Raw genomic sequence first — 17945 nt, 5'->3', positions numbered from 1 at the left:
GGAAGGCGCCCCGCGCCCGGCCGCCGGGAGCGGGCGGGCCCGGGAGTTCAGGACCACAGCGCCAGATCGACGGCCCGGCCCTCGTCGTCGCGCCGGACCTCCAGCATCCCCGCCACCGCGGACCGGTTCACCCGACCGTGGATCCGCGGCGCGGGGTCCCAGCAGACGCGGGCGTCGAGCCGCCGTTCGTCGATCATGAGGGCCATCAGCGGCCCCACCGCCTCGCGGAAACGCGCGTCGGCGACGGCCAGCGCCTGCTTCTCGTCGGGCGTGCAGGAGATGAACCCGTCCTCGGCCAGCGCGCGTGGCGCGTACGGACGGTCCGGGGCGAGCAACCAGTCGTCGAGCGGGACCACGTGGAAGAGCATGCCTCCACTTGTACCGTCTCACTGTGCGGGCGGCCCGGACATCCGCGCTGGAACGTACCTACCCTGGCCGCGCCGGGCAGGCGACCGGCAGGGATCGGTTCGGCGGCGGGTCGGAAAGGGGCGAGTGGCGGTGGCGGTGCGTGCGGTGCGGGGGGCCGTCCAGCTCGACCGGGACGAGGCCGGACACCTGAACGAGCGGGTCGGGGAACTGCTGACCGAGGTACTGGAGCGCAACAGTCTCTCGACCGAGGACCTGATCAGCATCTGGTTCACCGCCACCCCGGACCTGCACAGCGACTTCCCCGCCGCCGCGGCCCGCAAGCTGGGCATCGCGGACGTGCCGCTGATCTGCGCGCAGGAACTCGAGGTCGCGGGTGCGATGCCCCGGGTGGTCCGTATCCTTGCTCACACGGAGACCGAGTTGCCCAGGTCCGGCATCCAGCACGTCTATCTGGGCGCCGCGGCCGCTCTCCGCAAGGACATCGCCCAGTAAGGACACCCCACGGCAATGCGCACCGCCCTCGTGCTCGGTACGGGACTCATCGGCACCTCGGCCGCGCTGGCCCTCTCCGCGCGGGGCGTCGAGGTGCACCTGCGCGACCGCGACCCGGAGCGGGTCCGCACGGCCGTCGCGCTGGGCGCCGGAACCGGGGCGGAACCGGCCCCCGGCTCACCCGTCGACCTGGCGATCGTGGCCGTGCCGCCGGCGCACCTGGCCGCGACCGTGGCCGACGTGCAGCGTGCCGGGCTGGCGCGCGGCGTCATCGACGTGGGCAGCGTCAAGGGCGGCCCGCGCCGGGAGCTGCTGGAGCGGGGCGGCGACCTGACGACCTACCTGGGCAGCCACCCCATGTCCGGCCGCGAGCAGTCCGGCCCGCTGGCCGCCTCGGCCGACCTGTTCGAGGGGCGCCCCTGGGTGCTCACCCCCACCCAGGGCACCGACACGGAGGTGCTCAACCTCGCGCTGGAGCTGATCGCGCTGTGCGGGGCGGTGCCGGTGGTGATGGACGCGGACGCGCACGACCGGGCCGTCGCGCTGGTCTCGCACACCCCGCAGCTCCTCTCGACCCTGGTGGCGGCGCGGCTCGAGGAGGCCGCCGAGACCGATGTGCGGCTGTGCGGCCAGGGCATCCGGGACGTGACCCGGATCGCCGGATCCGACCCGGCGATGTGGGTGGACATCCTCTCCGCGAACCCGGGCCCGGTGGCCGACATCCTCGCCGCGGTCGCCACCGACCTGGACGCCGCCGTACGGGCGCTGCGCGGGCTGGAGTCGGCCGACGAGGCGAAGCGCTCCAGCGGGACCGCGGGCGTGGCGGAGCTGCTGCGCCGCGGCAACGCGGGACGGGCCCGCGTCCCGGGCAAGCACGGCCAGGCGCCGACCGCCTACGAGACGGTGACGGTGCTGATCAGCGACCGCCCGGGGCAGCTCGCCAGGATCTTCGCCGACGCCGGATCGGTGGGTGTGAACATCGAGGATGTCCGCATCGAGCACGCGACCGGGCAGCAGGCCGGCCGGATGCAGCTCATGGTGGAGCCGGGTGCGGTGCCGGTGCTGGAGCAGGCGCTGCGCGAGCGCGGCTGGTCCCTGCGGCAGTGAGGCCGGCGCGGCCGACGGGCCGGCGGGTCCCGGGCGCCGCTCGGACCCGGCCGCGGCCGCACCGCCGGGCCGCACCGCGGGCGGCGCCGGGGGCCGGACGCGCGGCCTGGCGTGTCCGTGGCAGCCGGTAGCCTTGTGCGAGGGCCCAGGGCGGTCCCGTCCGTTCCTGTGCGCCGCGCGCGAGCCTCAGACCCACGAAAGGTGCCCACAACCGTGTCTGCAACCCCGGCAGTGATTGTCGCCATCGACGGCCCCTCCGGCACGGGCAAGTCGAGCACGTCCAAGGCCGTCGCGGCCCGGCTGGGGCTGAGCTACCTCGACACCGGGGCCCAGTACCGGGCGATCACCTGGTGGATGCTGAACAACGGTGTCGACACCGCCGACGCCGACGCCGTCGCGGCCGCGGCGGGCAAGCCCAGCATCGTCTCGGGCACCGACCCGCTCTCCCCGGCGATCTCGGCCGACGGCGCGGACGCCTCGGGCCCGATCCGCACCCAGGAGGTCACCGCCGCGGTCAGCGCGGTCAGCGCGGTGCCCGAGGTGCGGGAGCGGATCACCGGGCTCCAGCGGACGATCGCGGCGGAGGCGCGCGGCGGGATCGTCGTCGAGGGCCGGGACATCGGCACCACGGTGCTGCCCGACGCGGACCTGAAGGTCTTCCTCACCGCCTCTCCCGAGGCGCGTGCCGCACGGCGGAACGGCGAGCTCAAGACCGCCGACGGCACCTCCGTCGGCGACCTGGCCGCCACCCAGCAGGCGCTGACCGCACGCGACCGGGCGGACTCCAGCCGCAAGACCTCCCCGCTGAAGAAGGCCGACGACGCCGTCGAGGTGGACACCACCGAGCTGACCCTGGAGCAGGTCGTCGAGTGCGTCGTCACCCTCGTGGAGAAGGCGGCGGCGGACAAGGAGGGTCCCGCGCAGGACCGGGAGAAGGCCGCCAGGTGACGGAATCCGACTCCGCCGCGAGCGAGCGGGGCGCCGCCGTCGGCCGCCGGATCGGCATCGGGCTGATGTACTCCCTGTGGCGCCCCCGGGTGCTGGGCGCCTGGCGGGTGCCGGCGAGCGGCCCGGTGATCCTCGCGGTCAACCACGCGCACAACATCGACGGACCCATGCTGATGGGTACCGCGCCGCGGCCGGTGCACTTCCTGATCAAGAAAGAGGCGTTCGTCGGTCCGCTCGACCCGTTCCTGCACGGTATCGGCCAGCTCGAGGTCGACCGCAGCGGCGCCGACCGCGCGGCGGTGACCGGCGCGCTGGCGGTGCTGAAACAGGGCGGGGCGCTGGGGATCTTTCCGGAGGGCACCCGAGGCGAGGGCGACTTCGCCGCGCTGCGCGGCGGGCTCGCGTACTTCGCGCTGCGCTCCGGCGCACCCGTCGTGCCGGTCGCGGTGCTCGGCAGCTCGGACCGCCCGGGCCGGCTGATACGGGCGCTGCCGCCGCTGCGCAGCCGGGTCGACGTGGTCTTCGGCGACCCGTGCACCGTGGGCGACGGCTCCGGCCGCCGGACCAGGAAAGCGCTGGACGAGGCCACCGTACGGCTCCGGGAACGGCTCGCCGGGCATCTGACCGAGGCCAGGCGGCTCACCGGCCGCGCCGCACCCTGACCCCCGTACCACCGGCGGCCGCACCCTGCGCGGCAGCCGCACAGACCCGCTGAACGACGAGGACGAGACGTCATGAACGACCAGATGCACCCCGCCGACGACGGCACCGAGCCCGGCCACGGTGAGCTGGGTGACGCCGAGTTCGCCGAGTTCATGGAGCTCGCCGCCGAGGAGGGCTTCGACCAGGACGAGGTCGAGGGCGCGCTCGGCGAGGCGGGGCACGGGCCGCTGCCCGTCCTCGCCGTCGTCGGCCGGCCCAACGTGGGCAAGTCGACCCTGGTGAACCGGATCATCGGCCGTCGCGAGGCCGTGGTCGAGGACCGTCCGGGTGTCACCCGGGACCGGGTCACCTACGAGGCGGAGTGGGCGGGCCGCCGGTTCAAGGTCGTCGACACCGGAGGCTGGGAGCAGGACGTCCTCGGCATCGACGCCTCCGTCGCCGCGCAGGCCGAGTTCGCCGTCGAGGCCGCCGACGCGGTGGTGTTCGTGGTGGACGCGGCCGTCGGCGCCACCGACACCGACGAGGCCGTCGTCAAGCTGCTGCGCCGTGCGGGCAAGCCCGTGGTGCTGTGTGCCAACAAGGTCGACGGTCCCTCGGGAGAGGCCGACGCGGCCTATCTGTGGTCGCTGGGCCTGGGCGAGCCGCACCCGGTCTCGGCGCTGCACGGGCGCGGTACGGGCGACATGCTGGACGAGGTGCTCAAGGCCCTGCCCGAGGCGCCCCGGCAGAGCTTCGACGGCGTCCCGCTGGGCGGCCCGCGCCGGGTCGCGCTCATCGGCCGTCCCAACGTCGGCAAGTCCTCGATGCTGAACAAGGTGGCGGGCGAGGAGCGCGTCGTCGTCAACGAGGAGGCCGGCACCACCCGCGACCCGGTGGACGAGCTGATCGAACTCGGCGGCCGGACCTGGAAGTTCGTGGACACGGCGGGTATCCGGCGGCGGGTCCACATGGCCGAGGGCGCCGACTACTACGCCTCGCTGCGTACCGCGGCGGCGCTGGAGAAGGCCGAGGTCGCCGTCGTGCTGATCGACGTCAGCGAGTCGATCAGCGTGCAGGATCTGCGCATCATCACCATGGCGGTGGACTCCGGCCGGGCCGTGGTGCTGGCCTACAACAAGTGGGACACCCTGGACGAGGAGCGCCGCTACTACCTGGAACGGGAGATCGAGCGGGACCTCGTCCAGGTGCGCTGGGCGCCCCGCGTCAACGTCTCGGCACGCACCGGGCGGCATGTGGAGAAGCTGGTGCCGGCGATCGAGACGGCGCTGGAGAGCTGGGAGACGCGGGTCCCGACGGGCAAGCTCAACGCCTTCCTCGGCGAGATCGTCGCCGCGCACCCGCACCCGGTACGCGGCGGGAAGCAACCGCGCATCCTCTTCGGCACCCAGGCCGGCACCCGCCCGCCGCGCTTCGTGCTGTTCGCCTCGGGCTTCCTGGAGGCCGGCTACCGGCGCTTCGTGGAGCGGCGGCTGCGCGAGGAGTTCGGTTTCGAGGGGACCCCGGTCCAGATCTCGGTCCGGGTGCGCGAGAAGCGCGGCCGCAAGAAGTAGCCGCTCCGGACGCTGACCCGCCGGAACCCGGGGCCGGGTTCCGGCGGATCGGCGTCAGCGGTGGTGGCCGTGGCGGGGTGCCGGAGGCAGCGCCGGAAGCTGCCAGGAGGGGGTGTGCCAGGCGGCCGGGGACTCCTGGTCGCTCCAGGAGTCCGACCCGATGCCGTGCGCCGTGCCGAACCCCTCGAAGCGCAGCTCCTCCTCGCCGGAGCGGTCCCCCGGCAGGGCGCGGAAGAGTCTGCGGTACTCCGCGTACAGCGAGTCGTAGATGGGCGTGGACCCCTCGGGGGACGAGCTGTACGGCGCCCGCATCCGGGGTACGGCGGGGGCCCCGGAGGCGCTCACGGCGCGGCCGTGGCCGAGATGCGGGTGATGGGCTCGGAGAGGCTCGTATTGCTGCACGTCTGCCCAACGACCGGGCGGCACGCCGGATGCGGCCCCGTGTGGCGAATGACCGGATCGCACCAGTTGCCCGAGGGTGTCCGTGCTCCCGCCCCCGGCCGCCGGAAGGTGCCGGGAGCGCGGCCCGTACGCATGCGGGGAGTGGCTCATGTGCCGGTCAGCGGCATCGTGCCGGCGACCAGCACGCCGCCGGCCGCCGCCTTCTCCAGCGCTTCCCGCAGCAGGTCCTCGCGCGGCTGCTGGCCGATGGAGCCCGCGGGAGCGGCGTAGACCACGACCGTGTGGCTCTTGGCGGCCGCAGTGCGCCAGCCCTCGGTGACGGCGAGCGGCTGGTGCGCCTGCCACCAGGCGACCGGCTGCCCGCCGGGTGTGGCGGGAGGCTGGAAGACGGCGTGCAGCTGGCCCATGGCCACCAGCACCGACCACCCGGCCACCGGAGGGGGCAGCAGCCCCACGTCGGTGACGGGCATGAAGCCCTGCTCGATCAGCAGCGGCAGGAAGTCGTCGCCCGGACCGTCCGAACCCGGGCGGGAGATCGGGCCGGTGGGCTCCACCACGAGCGCGGAGCGCGCGGTGCCGTCGATGAGGACCTGGCCGCAGGTGATGCCCAGCACCGCCTGGCGCTGCCCCGTCCCGGGCTCGGCGGCGGGCGGGGGGACGGCGGGCGCTGCGGGTGGCCCGGCCGGTGCGGACTCGGGTGCGGAGAGGGTGCGTACCGCGCCCTGGAGCTGGTCCTCGGCGACGGTCACCACCTGGGAGGGGATGCAGGCCGCGTGTGCGAAGGCGAGGACCGCGGTCTCCTCGCCGACGAACAGCACGGTGCTGGTGCGCTCCTGTCCGGTGTTGCCCCGGGTGCGGCACGAGGTGCAGTCGTAGTCTCCTGGGGCGTTCTCTCCGGCGAGCAGCCTCTCGGCTTCGGCTTCGCCGATCTCGGCGCGTACGGCGTCGCTGACATCGAGCATGGGGGACACGGGGACTCCTGGCTTTCGGTTCCTGTTCGCCTGGACAACGGGAGACCTGTGGTCGCGGTCACGCGCGGGTGCCGGTGCGCGTCCCCCGTTCGTACGCAACCGGTCACATAACCGGGAGAAGAGTTCACACCCCGTCAATACCTGTCGAGCGCGCAGGAGTTCGACTGGTGAGCTGACTCACAGCGGCGAGGCCGGACTGTCAACTACTGCCCGGAATGCACCTGTTCGGGGGGTGTCCTGAAACCGCTGTTATAGCCGGTAACCGGTGCATGGCCTGCAAAGACCGTGTTCTGGTTGCAATTCGGGCGAGGTGCTCCCTACATTCCTCGGCGGTGCATCGAGCACCACCCGGGACAGGTGGAGTCGAGTGCGGGCGCCGGACGCGCCCACCGCCGCTCGGCCCGCACGGGGGAGCAACGGGGTCTCCCGGGTTCGTGGAGAGGGTTTGATTTGTCCAAGCGTCGTACAGCAGTGCTCACGGGTGCCGGTCTCGCCGCCCCGCTCGCTCTGCTCGCCGCCACGGCTCCGACGGCCTCGGCGGCGTCGAACGACGGAGTGTGGGACCGTATCGCCCAGTGCGAGAGCGGAGGCAACTGGCAGGCCAACACCGGCAACAGCTACTACGGCGGCCTGCAGTTCTCGGCGAGCACCTGGCGCGCGTACGGCGGCGGCGCCTACGCGCCCACCGCCGATCAGGCGAGCAGGGCCGCGCAGATCGCGGTCGCCACCAAGGTGCAGCAGGCCCAGGGCTGGGGCGCCTGGCCCAACTGCTCGGTCAAGGCCGGAGCCTCCGGCACCCCGCCCCGGGCGACCGGTCCGGCGCAGTCCGGGCAGGGCTCCGGGCAGCAGTCGGCACCGCGCAGCGACTCCCCGTCGAACGACCGCCCCGCCACGCACCCCGGCCGCAGTGCCACACGTGGCGGATCCGGCAACTACACGGTCGAGAGCGGTGACACCCTCGGCGCGATCGCCGCGGCGCACGGCAAGGACTGGAAGGACCTCTACCGCGCCAACAAGGACGTCATCGGGAGCGACCCCGACCTCATCCTCGCCGGTCAGAAGCTCGACGTCTGACCACTCGCGCCCGGCCGCCGAACGGCCGGGAGCGGAGCGGCCCCGCCAGGCGTACGCCTGGCGGGGCCGCCGCGTCTGTCGTGGGCACCGTCGGCTACGTCCCGGGCACGGATTTCGTTCCCCTCAACAGGTCACAAAAGTAAAACCATTCAGAACTCTTCTGAAACAACCTGCTCAACGCACCCAACCCTGCACCGCACTTAACGGTCTAGCTCGGTGACAGGCGGACAGAGGGGGACTGACCGCGAGGATGCGTGGGACTCGGGACAAATGCACATTTCCTTCTTGCTCCACAACGGGTACGCCATCGGGGGAACCGTCCGTACCACCTACAACCTGGCCCGTTCCCTGGCCGAACACCATGACGTCGAAGTCGTCTCGGTCTTCCGGACCCGGGACCGGCCGGTGTTCGACCCGGGACCGGGCGTGCGGCTGCGCCATCTCGTCGACACCCGCGGGGTGCGCTCACCGGACAGCCTGGGCGCCGAACACGCCCGGCCCGCCCAGATCTTCCCGGAGGCCGACGGCAAGTACCCGATGTACAGCGAGTTGACCGACCGCCTCATCGGGGACCACCTGGGCAGCACCGGGGCGGACGTCGTCATCGGCACCCGGCCGGGCCTCAACGTCCACCTCGCCCGCCAGACCCGGCGCGGGCCGGCGAGACTGGGACAGGAGCACCTCACTCTCGCGACCCACTCGCGCGGCCTCAAACGCGTACTGCGCACCGTCTACCCCCGGCTCGACGCGCTGACCACCGTCACCGAGGCCGACGCCGCCGACTACCGCCGTCTGCTGCGGCTGCCCGGTGTCCGGGTGGAGGCGGTCCCCAACAGCGTCCCCGCACCCGCCGTCGAACCGGCGGACGGCACCAGCAAGTGGGTCGTCGCTGCGGGCCGGCTCGCCCCGGCCAAGCGGTACGACCTGCTGGTGCGCGCCTTCGCCAAGGTGGTGGCCGAGCGGCCGGACTGGCGGCTGCGGATCTACGGGGGAGGGCGGGAGCGGCCGGAGCTTCGCTCCCTGATAGACGAACTCGGGCTCTACAACCACGTCTTTCTGATGGGACCCATCCACCCCATCGAGCCGGAGTGGGCCAAGGGGTCGATAGCGGCCGTGACCTCCAGCCTGGAGTCCTTCGGCATGACCATCGTCGAGGCCATGCGCTGCGGTCTGCCCGTCGTCGCCACGGACTGCCCGCACGGGCCCGCCGAGATCGTCCGGCCGGGCGTCGACGGACGTCTCGTGCCGACGGGCGACGAGGACGCCGTCGCCGGAGCGCTCCTCGGCCTGATCAACGACGACGAACTGCGCCGCCGGATGGGCCGGGCCGCGCTCGCCGACTCCGCGCGCTTCGACCCCTCGCTCATCGGGGCCCGCTACGAGTCGATACTCCACGACCTCGTCGGCAAGGGCAGCCGGGGCCTGCACCGTACCCGCGCCTCGCTGCTGAGCGGGGCCTACGCCGTCAAGGACGCGCTGTCCAACGGGCAGGCGGCGCTCCAGGGAGGACACACAGCATGAGCGGCAGCACGATCCGGACCGTCACCACAGAAGCGGCGTCCGTCGCCGACGGCCTGCTCGCCCCCCGTCCCCTCGGCGCAGAGGAGGAGCACCGCCACGACGCTGGAGAACCCGTGCCCCCACAGCCCGCCCAGCGCGGCCCGGCAACCGACTGCACCGCCGACAGCGCGGGCGGCCTCACCTTCGACCTGAGACTCGCCGGGACCGACGCCGAGACCGGGAGCGAGGACGCGGGACTGCTGCTGCGCCGCCGCCCGGATGCCTCGGGCGAGACGGAAGAGGTACGGCTGCCGCTGACCCCGGTGCAGGACGCGGAGCCCGGCACGCTGCGCGCCGCGCTGCCCAGCACCGTCAGGCTGACCGAAGGGCGCTGGAACGTCTTCCTCGTGCTCGCCGGACGCGACCCGCGCAGGCTCTCACCGGGCGTCAACGACCTGCGCTCGCTGGTGGACCGGGTGCCGCACGAGAACCGCGGCTGGCTGGGCGTGCGCATCCCCTACGCCACCAAGCACGGCAACCTCAGTGTCCGGGCCTGGATGCGCTGGCCGCACGCCGAGGCCGGTGCCCTGCGGATGCGGGACGGTGCCCTGGAGGTCGGCGGACGGCTCTACGGCGGTGAGGTCTCCGCCACCGCGCGGCTGGAGGCATGGCCGCGGCGCGGACCGGCCGAGCCGGTGGTCGCCGACGCGGCCGGGCCGGGCGGCGACCGGCGGGAGTTCGCCGCCGTGCTGCCGTTCGCGGCGCTGGCCGGGGGCCGGCTGTGGGACCTGTGGCTGCGCCCCGCCGAAGGCGCCGAGGCGGTGCGGGTCGCGCGGATCCTGGACGATGTCCCGGACAAGAAGCGGATCTTCACCTACCCCGCGCAGCCCGTCGCCCGGGACGCCGGGGAACCGGCCGGGGCCGGGCCGGTCGCCGCCGGGACTGCCGCGGTCACCGCGAAGCCGTACTACACGCTCAACAACGACCTGGCGGTGCGGATCGACCGCGCGGAGTGAACCGGGCCGCGGGCGGACGGCACCGAGCGGGTCCCGGACCCGTCCGGTCCGGGACCCCGGCGCACGTCGCCCGCGAGTGCTGCCAGAATCGCTCCATGCTGGAGACCTCGGCACGACTGCTGCGGCTGCTCTCGCTGCTGCAGACCCACCCCGACCGGTCGGGCGGCGACCTGGCCCGACAGCTCGGTGTCACGCCCCGCACCGTCCGCCGGGACGTGGACCGGCTGCGCGAGCTGGGCTATCCGGTCCACTCCGGCAGCGGCACGGCAGGCGGCTACCGGCTCGGTGCCGGAGCCCGGCTGCCGCCGCTGCTGCTGGCGGACGACGAGGCGGTCGCCGTCGCCGTGGGGCTGCGCGGCGCGGCGGGCGGCGCCGTCGAGGGGATCAGGGACGCCTCGGAGCGGGCCCTCGCGAAACTGGAACAGGTCCTCCCGGACCGGCTGCGCCGGAGAGTGGCGGCGCTGAACCAGTTCACCGTGCAGCTGACCGTTCCGCACCGCGGGCCCACCGTCGAGCCCGGTACGCTCGCCGAACTCGCCCGCGCCTGCCGTGACCACGAGCAGCTGCGCTTCCGGTACGAGTCGCGCGGGGGAGCCTCCTCGCACCGGCTGGTGGAGCCGCACCGGCTGGTGACCACGCACCGCCGCTGGTACCTGGTGGCCTGGGACACCCGGCGCGCCGACTGGCGGACATTCCGGGCCGACCGCCTCGCCCTGACTCCGCCGCACGGGCCGCGGTTCGAGCCCCGGCCGCCGCCTGCCGAGGACCTGGCCGCCTGGGTTGCCGAGGGCGTGTCCACGCGCGCCTATCCGGCACAAGCCACCGTTCTGCTGCACGCTCCCGTGACGGTGGCGGCCGAGCGGATATCCCTGGCCACCGGGACCCTGGAGGCGGTCGACGAGCACAGCTGCCTGCTGCGGACCGGCGCTGCCTCGCGGGAGATGCTGCTCGTCCATCTGCTCCTGCTCGACTTCGACTTCGAGGTCCGCGGGCCCTCGGACCTGGCGGAGCAGATCGGTCTGCTGCGCGATCGGCTGGCCCGCGCGCTGGTCCCCGCGGATCCGCCGGGAGAGCGGCGGTAACGCGGTATTCGGCTGCTCTTCCGACGGTTTTAAAGTGTGCTTCCCGTGTCGTTCCGGAATTCGTAGGACCGTCGGCAATGCCTCCGATCCGGTCAACGGAAAGCGAATGCGGAATTCGTCGAATTGCGTGGCGTACAGATGTGCAGAGGCCACGTACGAGTGAAGCGGGCAACGGGGGAGAGTGCACGGAGCGTTGTGACGCAAGTGTGACGCCGCTGCTGCGAAGGCGGGACTTCCGGCTGCCCCGGCCGGGTGCATACGGTGGTCCCATGGCACCGGAATCCGCAGCACCGCAGCCCTCCGACGGCACTCCGCAGGACGCTCCCGAGGACTATGTGGGTCTCGGCGCGCAGGAGGCCGAACAGCGGGCCCGCGCGCGGGGCTGGTCGAGCGTGCGCCGGCTGGAGCCGGACGCGATCATCACCATGGAGTACGTGGTGGGGCGGCTGAACCTGGCGGTCGAGGACGACCGGGTGGTCCGCTGCTGGGCGGGCTGAGGCCCGGCGGTCACGACCGGGACGAGGCGGCCGAGCGCGTCTCGTCCGCCGTGCGCGGCAGCGCAGCGCGGGTCCCGTTCCCGGAGTCCTGTGCCGGGAGCCGTGCCCCGACCAGCGGTTGCCGCGTCGGCATCGGCTGCGCGGCGGGCGAGGCGGCGGGCGAGGCGTCCCCCGGCTGCCGTGAGCCCGCCGTGCTGAACCGTTCACGCCAGGCCAGGACGGTGGCCTCCACCCGCGCGATCGCGGGTTCGCACCAGGGCAGCCCCAGCAGGATCAGCAGTCCGGCGGCCCAGCCGAGGAGTACGTCGCTCACCCAGTGTGTACCGAGGTAGACGGTGGTCGCGCCCACCCCGAGCGCGAAGACGGCGGCGACGACGGAGAGCCATCTGCGGGCCCGCGGCGTGGTGGCCAGGTAGGCGAGGATGCCCCAGGTCACCACGGCGTTGGCGGTGTGTCCCGAAGGGAATATATCCCCGCCGGCCCACAGTTCGGCCGAGCCGATCTCGGTGGCGTAGTGCGGGCCCAGCCGGCCGAGGCCGATCTTGACGGCGCCGACCGACGCGTTGAGCAGCAGCAGCGCGAACCCCAGGGCGAGCAGCGGTCGCAGCGTGCGCTGCCGCCAGGAGCGCCAGCCCAGCCACGCCGCGACCAGCACCGCGGTGGGACCGCGCTGCCCCAGCACCACGAAGGCGTCCAGGAACCCGTGGATGGCGGGCCACTGCTTGTACGGGCGGAAGAGCATGACCTGCCAGTCGAGCTGCACGAGCCACGTCGTGCCCAGCACGGCGACCACGATCGCCAGATAGAAGGCGACCGTGGTGCTGAACAGGCCCAGCCGGACAGGGCTCATCCGCGGGAAGGGCCCCCGCGGGCGATGAGGCTCCTGCTCCAGCCGGGAGAAGATTCGGTCGGTACGCACCTAATCGAGATTACCGGCCGTGAAGAGCCGGTCCGGCGAGGGCGGCCCGTTCGTGATGCCGATGTGATGTGCAAAAGCACCCCGCGCGGGCCCGGGCGCTGTTTATCCCCCACGATTCCGGGCCCGATTCATTGTCGGGACGGGACCGTGAAGCGACTTCCGTCACACGTGGGTTGACGGAAATTCGCACCATTCAGCGGTCCGTGCACCCCGCTTTCCTCCGCGCGTCGGCGCGACCCGCGCCCCTGCGTACGCCCCCTGCGCTTCTCACAGCCTGGTGCGCCCTGGCCGGCCTCACGGCGGTCCGGAACCGTTCAGCCACCAGGCGCCGTAGCAGGCCGAGACGGCTGCCAGACCGCACAGCAGCACCGTGGCAGCCGCGCGCCGCCACCGCGCCAGCGCGGCCGCCACCGGGAGCAGCAGCGGGTAGGCGGGCAGCAGCAGCCGGGGCTTGGAGCCGAAGTACCCCTTGGCGCCCAGCGCGAGAGCCACCACCAGACCCGTGTACACCAGCAGCGCCGCGGGCTGCCGGCTCCGCACGCACAGCACGTACAGCCAGAGCACCAGGGCCACCCCCGCGAGCAGCCCCAGGCCGCCGACGGCCGTGTCCGCGAAGGTGTCCCGGACGAACCCCGCGAACGCCCAGCCGCCGTCGAAGCCGTTGCCCCACTGCGCCTGGACGTCCAGGTAGCCGGTCACACTTCCGGTGCGGAACCCCACCCAGACGACGTACCCGAGCCACCCCACGGGTGCCAGCAGCAGTCCCAGCGCCATGCGCGCCTCCGGCCGGCGCCGCTCGCGCCGCAGTTCCAGCAGCGCGGCGAGCCACACCGCGGCCACCACCGCGGCACCCACCGGGCGGGTCAGCCCCGCCAGCGCGGCCAGCGTGCCCGCCCACACCCACCGGCCCCGCAGCACCGACCACAGCGCCCAGCCGGCCAGCGCGGTGAACAGCGACTCGCTGTAGGCCATCGACTGCACCACGCCGACCGGCAGTGCCGCCCACAGCACCGCCAGGCAGACTCCCGTGCGGTGCCCGTGCAGCCGCGCACCCGTCAGATACAGCGCCCAGGCCGCCGCCAGCGAGGAGAGCCAGCTCACCAGCATGCCCGCGTCCGGCGCGGTGAGCGGGGAGACCCCGGCCAGCCCGCGCTCCAGCGCCGGAAGCAGCGGGAAGAAGGCCAGGTCGGAATGGACGCCGCCGTCCGGCAGCCGCACCTGGTAGCCGTACCGGCCGTCGGCGACCCGGGTGTACCACAGGGAGTCCCAGCGCGCCGTGAGGAGAGTGTGCGCGCTCGCGTCCCGCTCCGCGCTCCAGAGCGCCAGCACGAGCAGGCCGAGCACGCGCACGCCCGCGTAGGCCAGCAGTGCGGCGGCGGGCCCGCGCAGCGGCCGGGGGCCGCCGTATCCGGTGGTCCCGGGGCGCACCTCGGGGGTGCCAGGGTCGGCGAGGTCAGTCATTCGGACGATTATTGGCCACGCCCCCGGCGCCCGGTGCGGAGGGCGGGCCGACGGGCAGGGCGCGACCGGTGTCCGGAAACTGCGGGAAAATCGTGGTCATGGACAGCCGCACGTCGGGCAGCTGCACCGGGGGCACTCCTTCCGTTTGATGGGGGAGCACTGGACGCCCGTGCCGGTTCGCGTACGCTGACCGGCACTCGCCCCTCTTCACCGGGGCCGGACGCCGACGCCGATCGGGCCGCGCGCGACAGCCGCGACCCGGGCAACCGTCCCCCACCCCCACGGTCCGTCCCGCGGGTGCGAGAGCAACAGGAGGTGCGTACATGTCCGGGACGACCACGGCCATATCGCGAAAGGCGGCGGACGTCCCCGGCAGCGGACCGGGAGCGCGGCGGTCCGACCGGGAGGCGAACCGCTGGGTCGTGCTCGTCGTGCTCTGCACGAGCCTGCTGCTGGTGGCCGTCGACGCCACCGTGCTGCACGTCGCCGTGCCCGCGGTCTCCGAGGACCTGCGCCCCGGCTCGATCGAGCTGCTGTGGATCGTGGACACCTATCCGCTGGTGTGCGCCTCGCTGCTGATCCTCTTCGGCACCCTCGGCGACCGGATCGGCACCCGCCGGGTGCTGTTGTTCGGCTACGCGCTGTTCGCCGCCGCCTCCGCCGTAGCCGCGTACGCGCCCACCCCGGACGTGCTGATCGCCGCGCGGGGACTGCTCGGGGTGGGCGGCGCCATGATCATGCCCGCCACTCTCTCGATACTGCGCCAGGTCTTCCCCGACCGCCGCGAGCGGGCCTTGGCCGTCGGTATCTGGAGCGCCGTCGCCGCGGTGGGCGCGGCGGTCGGTCCGCTGGTCGGGGGAGCGCTGCTGGAGCACTTCTGGTGGGGCTCGGTCTTCCTGGTCAACATTCCGCTGATGGCCGCCAGCCTCCCGGTGGGGCGGTGGCTGCTGCCGGAGTCGGCCACCGGCAGCGGCGGTCCCTGGGACGTCCTGGGCGCCGTGATGGCGGCGCTGGGCCTCTTCGGGGTGATACTCGGGGTCAAGCAGGCGGGCGGCGGCGAGGTGCTCACCCCGCTGTGCTGGCTGCCGCTGCTCGCCGGGGCCGTGCTGATCGCGCTGTTCGTGCGCCGCCAGCGGCGGCGCACCCACCCGCTGATCGACTTCGGCACCCTCACCCGGGCCGCCTTCGGCACCTCCGTGGGCTGCATCGTGCTGACCGTGCTGGCGCTGGTCGGGCTGGCGCTGATCGCGGCCCAGTATCTGCAGCTCGTCCTCGGGCTCTCCCCACTGGAGACCGGACTGCGGCTGCTGCCGCTGTCGGTGGCCGCCATCGCGGCGGGGCTGCTGGGCTCCCGGCTGCTGGCGCTGCTGGGCCCGCGCACGATGGTCGCGCTCGGCTTCCTGGTGACCGCGGCCGCGGTGCTGTGCCTGACCGGGGTGGGCCAGCACGATCGGCCCGGCCTGCTGGTCGGCGGGTTCGTGCTGCTCGGCTTCGGCCTGGAGACCACCCTGTTCGGCTGCTACGAGTCCATGCTCAGCGAGGCACCCCCCGGCCGGTCCGGGGGCGCGGCCGCCGTCGGCGAGACCGCCTACCAGCTCGGGGCCGGGATCGGCATCGCACTGCTGGGCAGTGTGATGAACGCCGCCTACGGGCCGGGGGTGCGGGAGGCGGCGCGGCGCCTCGGTCTCCCCGACCGCACCGGCGCCGACGCGGCACACTCGCTGGGGGAGGCGTACGAGGTCGCCGGACACCTCGGCGGCGCTCCGGGCGCCGCGCTGCGGTCCGCCGCGCGGTCCTCGTTCGTCACCGGGCTGCATGTGGCCCTGCTGGTCAGCGCCTGCCTGCTGCTGCTCGGTGCGCTGGCGGCGCTGCGGCTGCCCAGCCGGATGGAGACCGCCGACGGCACCGTGCGCGAGGAGGCCTCCGGTGGCGCGGAGGCCGGTGCCGCCTCCGGGGCCGGGCCGGGCGCCGTCTCCGATGCCCCGCAGCGGGCCCGGATCCGCGAGGACCGGCCGGGGCGCGCCGAGAACCCCTTGTCGCGGGGCGTTACCCAGCCGTAGCGTCTGGTCGGTATCCGTGATCGTTCCCTTCCGGAGGCCGCCCATGAGCCCGCTGCCCGCGTTCGACGCGCACGATCCGCTGGGGATCGACGACCTGCTCGGCGACGAGGACCGCGCCGTGCGCGACACCGTGCGCTCCTGGGCCGCGGACCGGGTCCTGCCCCATGTCGCGGACTGGTACGAGCGTGGGGAGCTGCCCGGCATCCGGGAACTCGCCCGGGAACTCGGCTCGCTCGGTGCCCTGGGCATGTCCCTGACCGGCTACGGATGCGCGGGCGCGAGTGCCGTGCAGTACGGTCTGGCCTGCCTGGAGCTGGAGGCCGCCGACTCCGGTATCCGCTCCCTGGTCTCGGTCCAGGGCTCGCTGGCGATGTACGCCATCCACCGGTTCGGCAGCGAGGAGCAGAAGCAGCGCTGGCTGCCGCCGATGGCGGCGGGGGAGGTGATCGGCTGCTTCGGGCTGACCGAACCCGACCACGGTTCCGACCCCGGCGGAATGCGGACCCACGCCCGGCGCGACGGTGCGGACTGGGTGCTCACCGGCCGCAAGATGTGGATCACCAACGGCTCGGTCGCCGGGGTCGCCGTGGTCTGGGCCCGCACCGAGGAAGGGGTACGCGGGTTCGTCGTCCCGACGGACGCGCCGGGCTTCTCGGCGCCCGAGATCAAGCACAAGTGGTCCCTGCGCGCCTCGGTCACCAGCGAACTCGTCCTGGACGAGGTGCGGCTGCCGGCGGACGCGGTGCTGCCCGAGGCGCGCGGGCTGCGCGGCCCGTTGAGCTGTCTGAGCCACGCCCGGTACGGGATCGTGTGGGGATCCATGGGCGCCGCGCGATCGTGCTTCGAGACGGCGCTGGCCTACGCCACCGAGCGGGAGCAGTTCGGCAAGCCGCTGGCCGCCTTCCAGCTCACCCAGGCCAAGCTGGCCGACATGGCGGTCGAGCTGCACAAAGGGATGCTGCTCGCGCACCACCTGGGGCGGCGGATGGACGCGGGACGGCTGCGGCCGGAACAGATCAGCCTGGGCAAGCTGAACAACACCCGGGAGGCCATCGAGATCTGCCGGACCGCCCGGACCGTGCTGGGTGCCAACGGCGTCTCGCTGGAGTACCCCGTGATGCGGCACAGCACCAATCTGGAGTCCGTGCTCACCTACGAGGGGACGGTGGAGATGCACCAGTTGGTGCTGGGGAAGGCGCTGACCGGCGTCGACGCCTTCCGGGGCTGAACAGTGTCCACCGCGCTGCGGAGGGGCCGCTCGCCGGCCCCTCCGCAGCTCAGCTCTGGTTGAAGAAGCCGCCCTGGTCGCGGCGGTCCTCGTTGGTGACGACGCTGTAGTCGGGCGGCGTCAGCAGGAAGACGCGGTTGGCGACCCGTTCGATGGAGCCGCGCAGGCCGAAGGTCAGTCCGGCCGCGAAGTCGACCACGCGCTTGGCGTCCGCGGGGTCCATGGCGGTGAGGTTGACGATCACCGGGACCCCGTCCCGGAAGAGCTCGCCGATGCCGCGAGCGTCCCGGAAGCAGTCCGGGCTGACCGTCGCGATCTTGGTGCCCTGGTCCTGCGCCGTCTCGGCCGTGACGCGCACTCTGGGGTCGGTGACCCACGGCTCGCGTGCGGCGTTCCCGGTCTCCGGCCCCTCGGCCGGGCCGTCCGCTCCGTCGGCATAGTCGTAGTACCGCATCTCGCTGTCGTCGACGAGGCCCAGCCAGGCACTCGCCTTGCGCACCGATCCCATGGACGCCTCCTCTCCTCTGCGCGGTGTCCCACCGTTGCTAGCGCTCCGCCGCGGGTCCGCAACCCCTATGGTCGTCCATGATGCTGATGATGCGCCAA

The 17945-nt window shown here is 73.4% G+C and carries 19 protein-coding genes; 12 read left to right on the top strand and 7 right to left on the bottom strand.

Annotation, left to right across the window (positions count from 1 at the left end):
* Positions 1-47 precede the first annotated feature (47 nt).
* A complete protein-coding gene (locus ACFYMO_RS26985; RefSeq protein WP_019355320.1) occupies positions 48-368 on the bottom strand; it encodes a DUF952 domain-containing protein in 321 nt (106 codons plus the stop codon).
* Positions 369-498: 130 nt separating this feature from the next.
* Here ACFYMO_RS26985 and aroH point away from each other — a divergent pair, with 130 nt between their 5' ends.
* The 5 genes from aroH to der all read left to right on the top strand — a co-directional run bounded on the left by aroH (position 499) and on the right by der (position 5129).
* On the top strand, positions 499-861 hold the full coding sequence (gene aroH / locus ACFYMO_RS26980; RefSeq protein WP_366774533.1) for a chorismate mutase: 363 nt from the start codon (positions 499-501) through the stop codon (positions 859-861).
* A gap of 15 nt (positions 862-876) precedes the next feature.
* A complete protein-coding gene (locus ACFYMO_RS26975; RefSeq protein WP_366774534.1) occupies positions 877-1968 on the top strand; it encodes a prephenate dehydrogenase in 1092 nt (363 codons plus the stop codon).
* 213 nt (positions 1969-2181) lie between these two features.
* A complete protein-coding gene (gene cmk / locus ACFYMO_RS26970; protein WP_254693418.1) occupies positions 2182-2916 on the top strand; it encodes a (d)CMP kinase in 735 nt (244 codons plus the stop codon).
* Positions 2913-3578, top strand: coding sequence for a lysophospholipid acyltransferase family protein (locus ACFYMO_RS26965; RefSeq protein ID WP_366774535.1), 666 nt, complete (start codon positions 2913-2915; stop codon positions 3576-3578). Before cmk ends, ACFYMO_RS26965 begins: the two co-directional genes overlap by 4 nt.
* A gap of 72 nt (positions 3579-3650) precedes the next feature.
* Positions 3651-5129, top strand: coding sequence for a ribosome biogenesis GTPase Der (der, locus tag ACFYMO_RS26960; RefSeq protein WP_366774536.1), 1479 nt, complete (start codon positions 3651-3653; stop codon positions 5127-5129).
* 54 nt (positions 5130-5183) lie between these two features.
* Here the strand turns inward: der and ACFYMO_RS26955 are convergent, their stop codons facing one another.
* Together ACFYMO_RS26955 and ACFYMO_RS26950 are read right to left on the bottom strand one after the other, a co-directional pair.
* Positions 5184-5474, bottom strand: coding sequence for a hypothetical protein (locus ACFYMO_RS26955; protein WP_366774537.1), 291 nt, complete (start codon positions 5472-5474; stop codon positions 5184-5186).
* A 203-nt stretch (positions 5475-5677) separates the two neighbouring features.
* Entirely contained in the window at positions 5678-6493 is an 816-nt protein-coding gene (locus ACFYMO_RS26950; RefSeq protein ID WP_366774542.1) for a hypothetical protein, read from the bottom strand.
* A 459-nt stretch (positions 6494-6952) separates the two neighbouring features.
* Between ACFYMO_RS26950 and ACFYMO_RS26945 the strand changes: the two genes are divergently transcribed.
* From ACFYMO_RS26945 to ACFYMO_RS26925, 5 genes are all read left to right on the top strand, one after another.
* Entirely contained in the window at positions 6953-7576 is a 624-nt protein-coding gene (locus ACFYMO_RS26945; protein WP_366774538.1) for a transglycosylase family protein, read from the top strand.
* Between the two features lie 270 nt (positions 7577-7846).
* Positions 7847-9097, top strand: coding sequence for a glycosyltransferase family 4 protein (locus ACFYMO_RS26940; RefSeq protein ID WP_366773588.1), 1251 nt, complete (start codon positions 7847-7849; stop codon positions 9095-9097).
* Positions 9094-10092 (top strand): hypothetical protein, encoded by a 999-nt coding sequence (locus tag ACFYMO_RS26935; protein WP_366773587.1) that lies wholly within the window; start codon positions 9094-9096, stop codon positions 10090-10092. Before ACFYMO_RS26940 ends, ACFYMO_RS26935 begins: the two co-directional genes overlap by 4 nt.
* A gap of 95 nt (positions 10093-10187) precedes the next feature.
* The gene (locus tag ACFYMO_RS26930) at positions 10188-11174 is read left to right on the top strand and encodes a helix-turn-helix transcriptional regulator (protein WP_388549559.1); all 987 of its coding nucleotides are present in this window, start codon (positions 10188-10190) and stop codon (positions 11172-11174) included.
* Positions 11175-11443: 269 nt separating this feature from the next.
* Positions 11444-11671: an I78 family peptidase inhibitor gene (locus tag ACFYMO_RS26925; protein ID WP_366773585.1), complete on the top strand. Its 228-nt coding sequence runs from the start codon at positions 11444-11446 to the stop codon at positions 11669-11671.
* Positions 11672-11681: 10 nt separating this feature from the next.
* Here ACFYMO_RS26925 and ACFYMO_RS26920 read toward each other — a convergent pair whose 3' ends face one another.
* The 3 genes from ACFYMO_RS26920 to ACFYMO_RS26910 all read right to left on the bottom strand — a co-directional run bounded on the left by ACFYMO_RS26920 (position 11682) and on the right by ACFYMO_RS26910 (position 14178).
* On the bottom strand, positions 11682-12590 hold the full coding sequence (locus tag ACFYMO_RS26920; protein WP_388549556.1) for a phosphatase PAP2 family protein: 909 nt from the start codon (positions 12588-12590) through the stop codon (positions 11682-11684).
* A gap of 294 nt (positions 12591-12884) precedes the next feature.
* Positions 12885-14051, bottom strand: a complete 1167-nt coding sequence (locus ACFYMO_RS26915; protein ID WP_388549553.1) for a hypothetical protein — start codon at positions 14049-14051, stop codon at positions 12885-12887.
* Positions 14044-14178 carry a hypothetical protein gene (locus ACFYMO_RS26910; protein ID WP_366773582.1) on the bottom strand — a complete coding sequence of 45 codons (135 nt, stop codon included), beginning with the start codon at positions 14176-14178 and terminating at the stop codon, positions 14044-14046. The genes ACFYMO_RS26915 and ACFYMO_RS26910 overlap by 8 nt, the downstream gene beginning before the upstream one ends.
* Before the next feature lie 196 nt (positions 14179-14374).
* On the opposite strand from ACFYMO_RS26910, the gene ACFYMO_RS26905 reads away from it, so the two are divergent.
* Both ACFYMO_RS26905 and ACFYMO_RS26900 read left to right on the top strand, forming a co-directional pair.
* A complete protein-coding gene (locus ACFYMO_RS26905) occupies positions 14375-16111 on the top strand; it encodes an MFS transporter (protein WP_366773581.1) in 1737 nt (578 codons plus the stop codon).
* A gap of 43 nt (positions 16112-16154) precedes the next feature.
* Entirely contained in the window at positions 16155-17339 is a 1185-nt protein-coding gene (locus ACFYMO_RS26900; RefSeq protein WP_366773580.1) for an acyl-CoA dehydrogenase family protein, read from the top strand.
* A 49-nt stretch (positions 17340-17388) separates the two neighbouring features.
* Here ACFYMO_RS26900 and ACFYMO_RS26895 read toward each other — a convergent pair whose 3' ends face one another.
* Positions 17389-17847 (bottom strand): cell division protein SepF, encoded by a 459-nt coding sequence (locus ACFYMO_RS26895; protein ID WP_019355337.1) that lies wholly within the window; start codon positions 17845-17847, stop codon positions 17389-17391.
* Positions 17848-17945: the final 98 nt, after the last annotated feature.

Source organism: Streptomyces sp. NPDC007025, assembly GCF_042869455.1.
Classification (GTDB): domain Bacteria; phylum Actinomycetota; class Actinomycetes; order Streptomycetales; family Streptomycetaceae; genus Streptomyces.
This window is presented reverse-complemented; position numbering and strand designations above follow the sequence as displayed.

What these genes read in the sequence shown, in the direction of transcription:
- ACFYMO_RS26985 (WP_019355320.1), bottom strand. Translation starts at nt 368, where the DNA reads ATGCTCTTCCACGTGGTCCCGCTCGACGACTGGTTGCTCGCCCCGGAC.
- ACFYMO_RS26975 (WP_366774534.1), top strand. Translation starts at nt 877, where the DNA reads ATGCGCACCGCCCTCGTGCTCGGTACGGGACTCATCGGCACCTCGGCC.
- der (WP_366774536.1), top strand. Translation starts at nt 3,651, where the DNA reads ATGAACGACCAGATGCACCCCGCCGACGACGGCACCGAGCCCGGCCAC.
- ACFYMO_RS26950 (WP_366774542.1), bottom strand. Translation starts at nt 6,493, where the DNA reads ATGCTCGATGTCAGCGACGCCGTACGCGCCGAGATCGGCGAAGCCGAA.
- ACFYMO_RS26940 (WP_366773588.1), top strand. Translation starts at nt 7,847, where the DNA reads ATGCACATTTCCTTCTTGCTCCACAACGGGTACGCCATCGGGGGAACC.
- ACFYMO_RS26935 (WP_366773587.1), top strand. Translation starts at nt 9,094, where the DNA reads ATGAGCGGCAGCACGATCCGGACCGTCACCACAGAAGCGGCGTCCGTC.
- ACFYMO_RS26930 (WP_388549559.1), top strand. Translation starts at nt 10,188, where the DNA reads ATGCTGGAGACCTCGGCACGACTGCTGCGGCTGCTCTCGCTGCTGCAG.
- ACFYMO_RS26925 (WP_366773585.1), top strand. Translation starts at nt 11,444, where the DNA reads ATGGCACCGGAATCCGCAGCACCGCAGCCCTCCGACGGCACTCCGCAG.
- ACFYMO_RS26915 (WP_388549553.1), bottom strand. Translation starts at nt 14,051, where the DNA reads ATGACTGACCTCGCCGACCCTGGCACCCCCGAGGTGCGCCCCGGGACC.
- ACFYMO_RS26905 (WP_366773581.1), top strand. Translation starts at nt 14,375, where the DNA reads ATGTCCGGGACGACCACGGCCATATCGCGAAAGGCGGCGGACGTCCCC.
- ACFYMO_RS26900 (WP_366773580.1), top strand. Translation starts at nt 16,155, where the DNA reads ATGAGCCCGCTGCCCGCGTTCGACGCGCACGATCCGCTGGGGATCGAC.
- ACFYMO_RS26895 (WP_019355337.1), bottom strand. Translation starts at nt 17,847, where the DNA reads ATGGGATCGGTGCGCAAGGCGAGTGCCTGGCTGGGCCTCGTCGACGAC.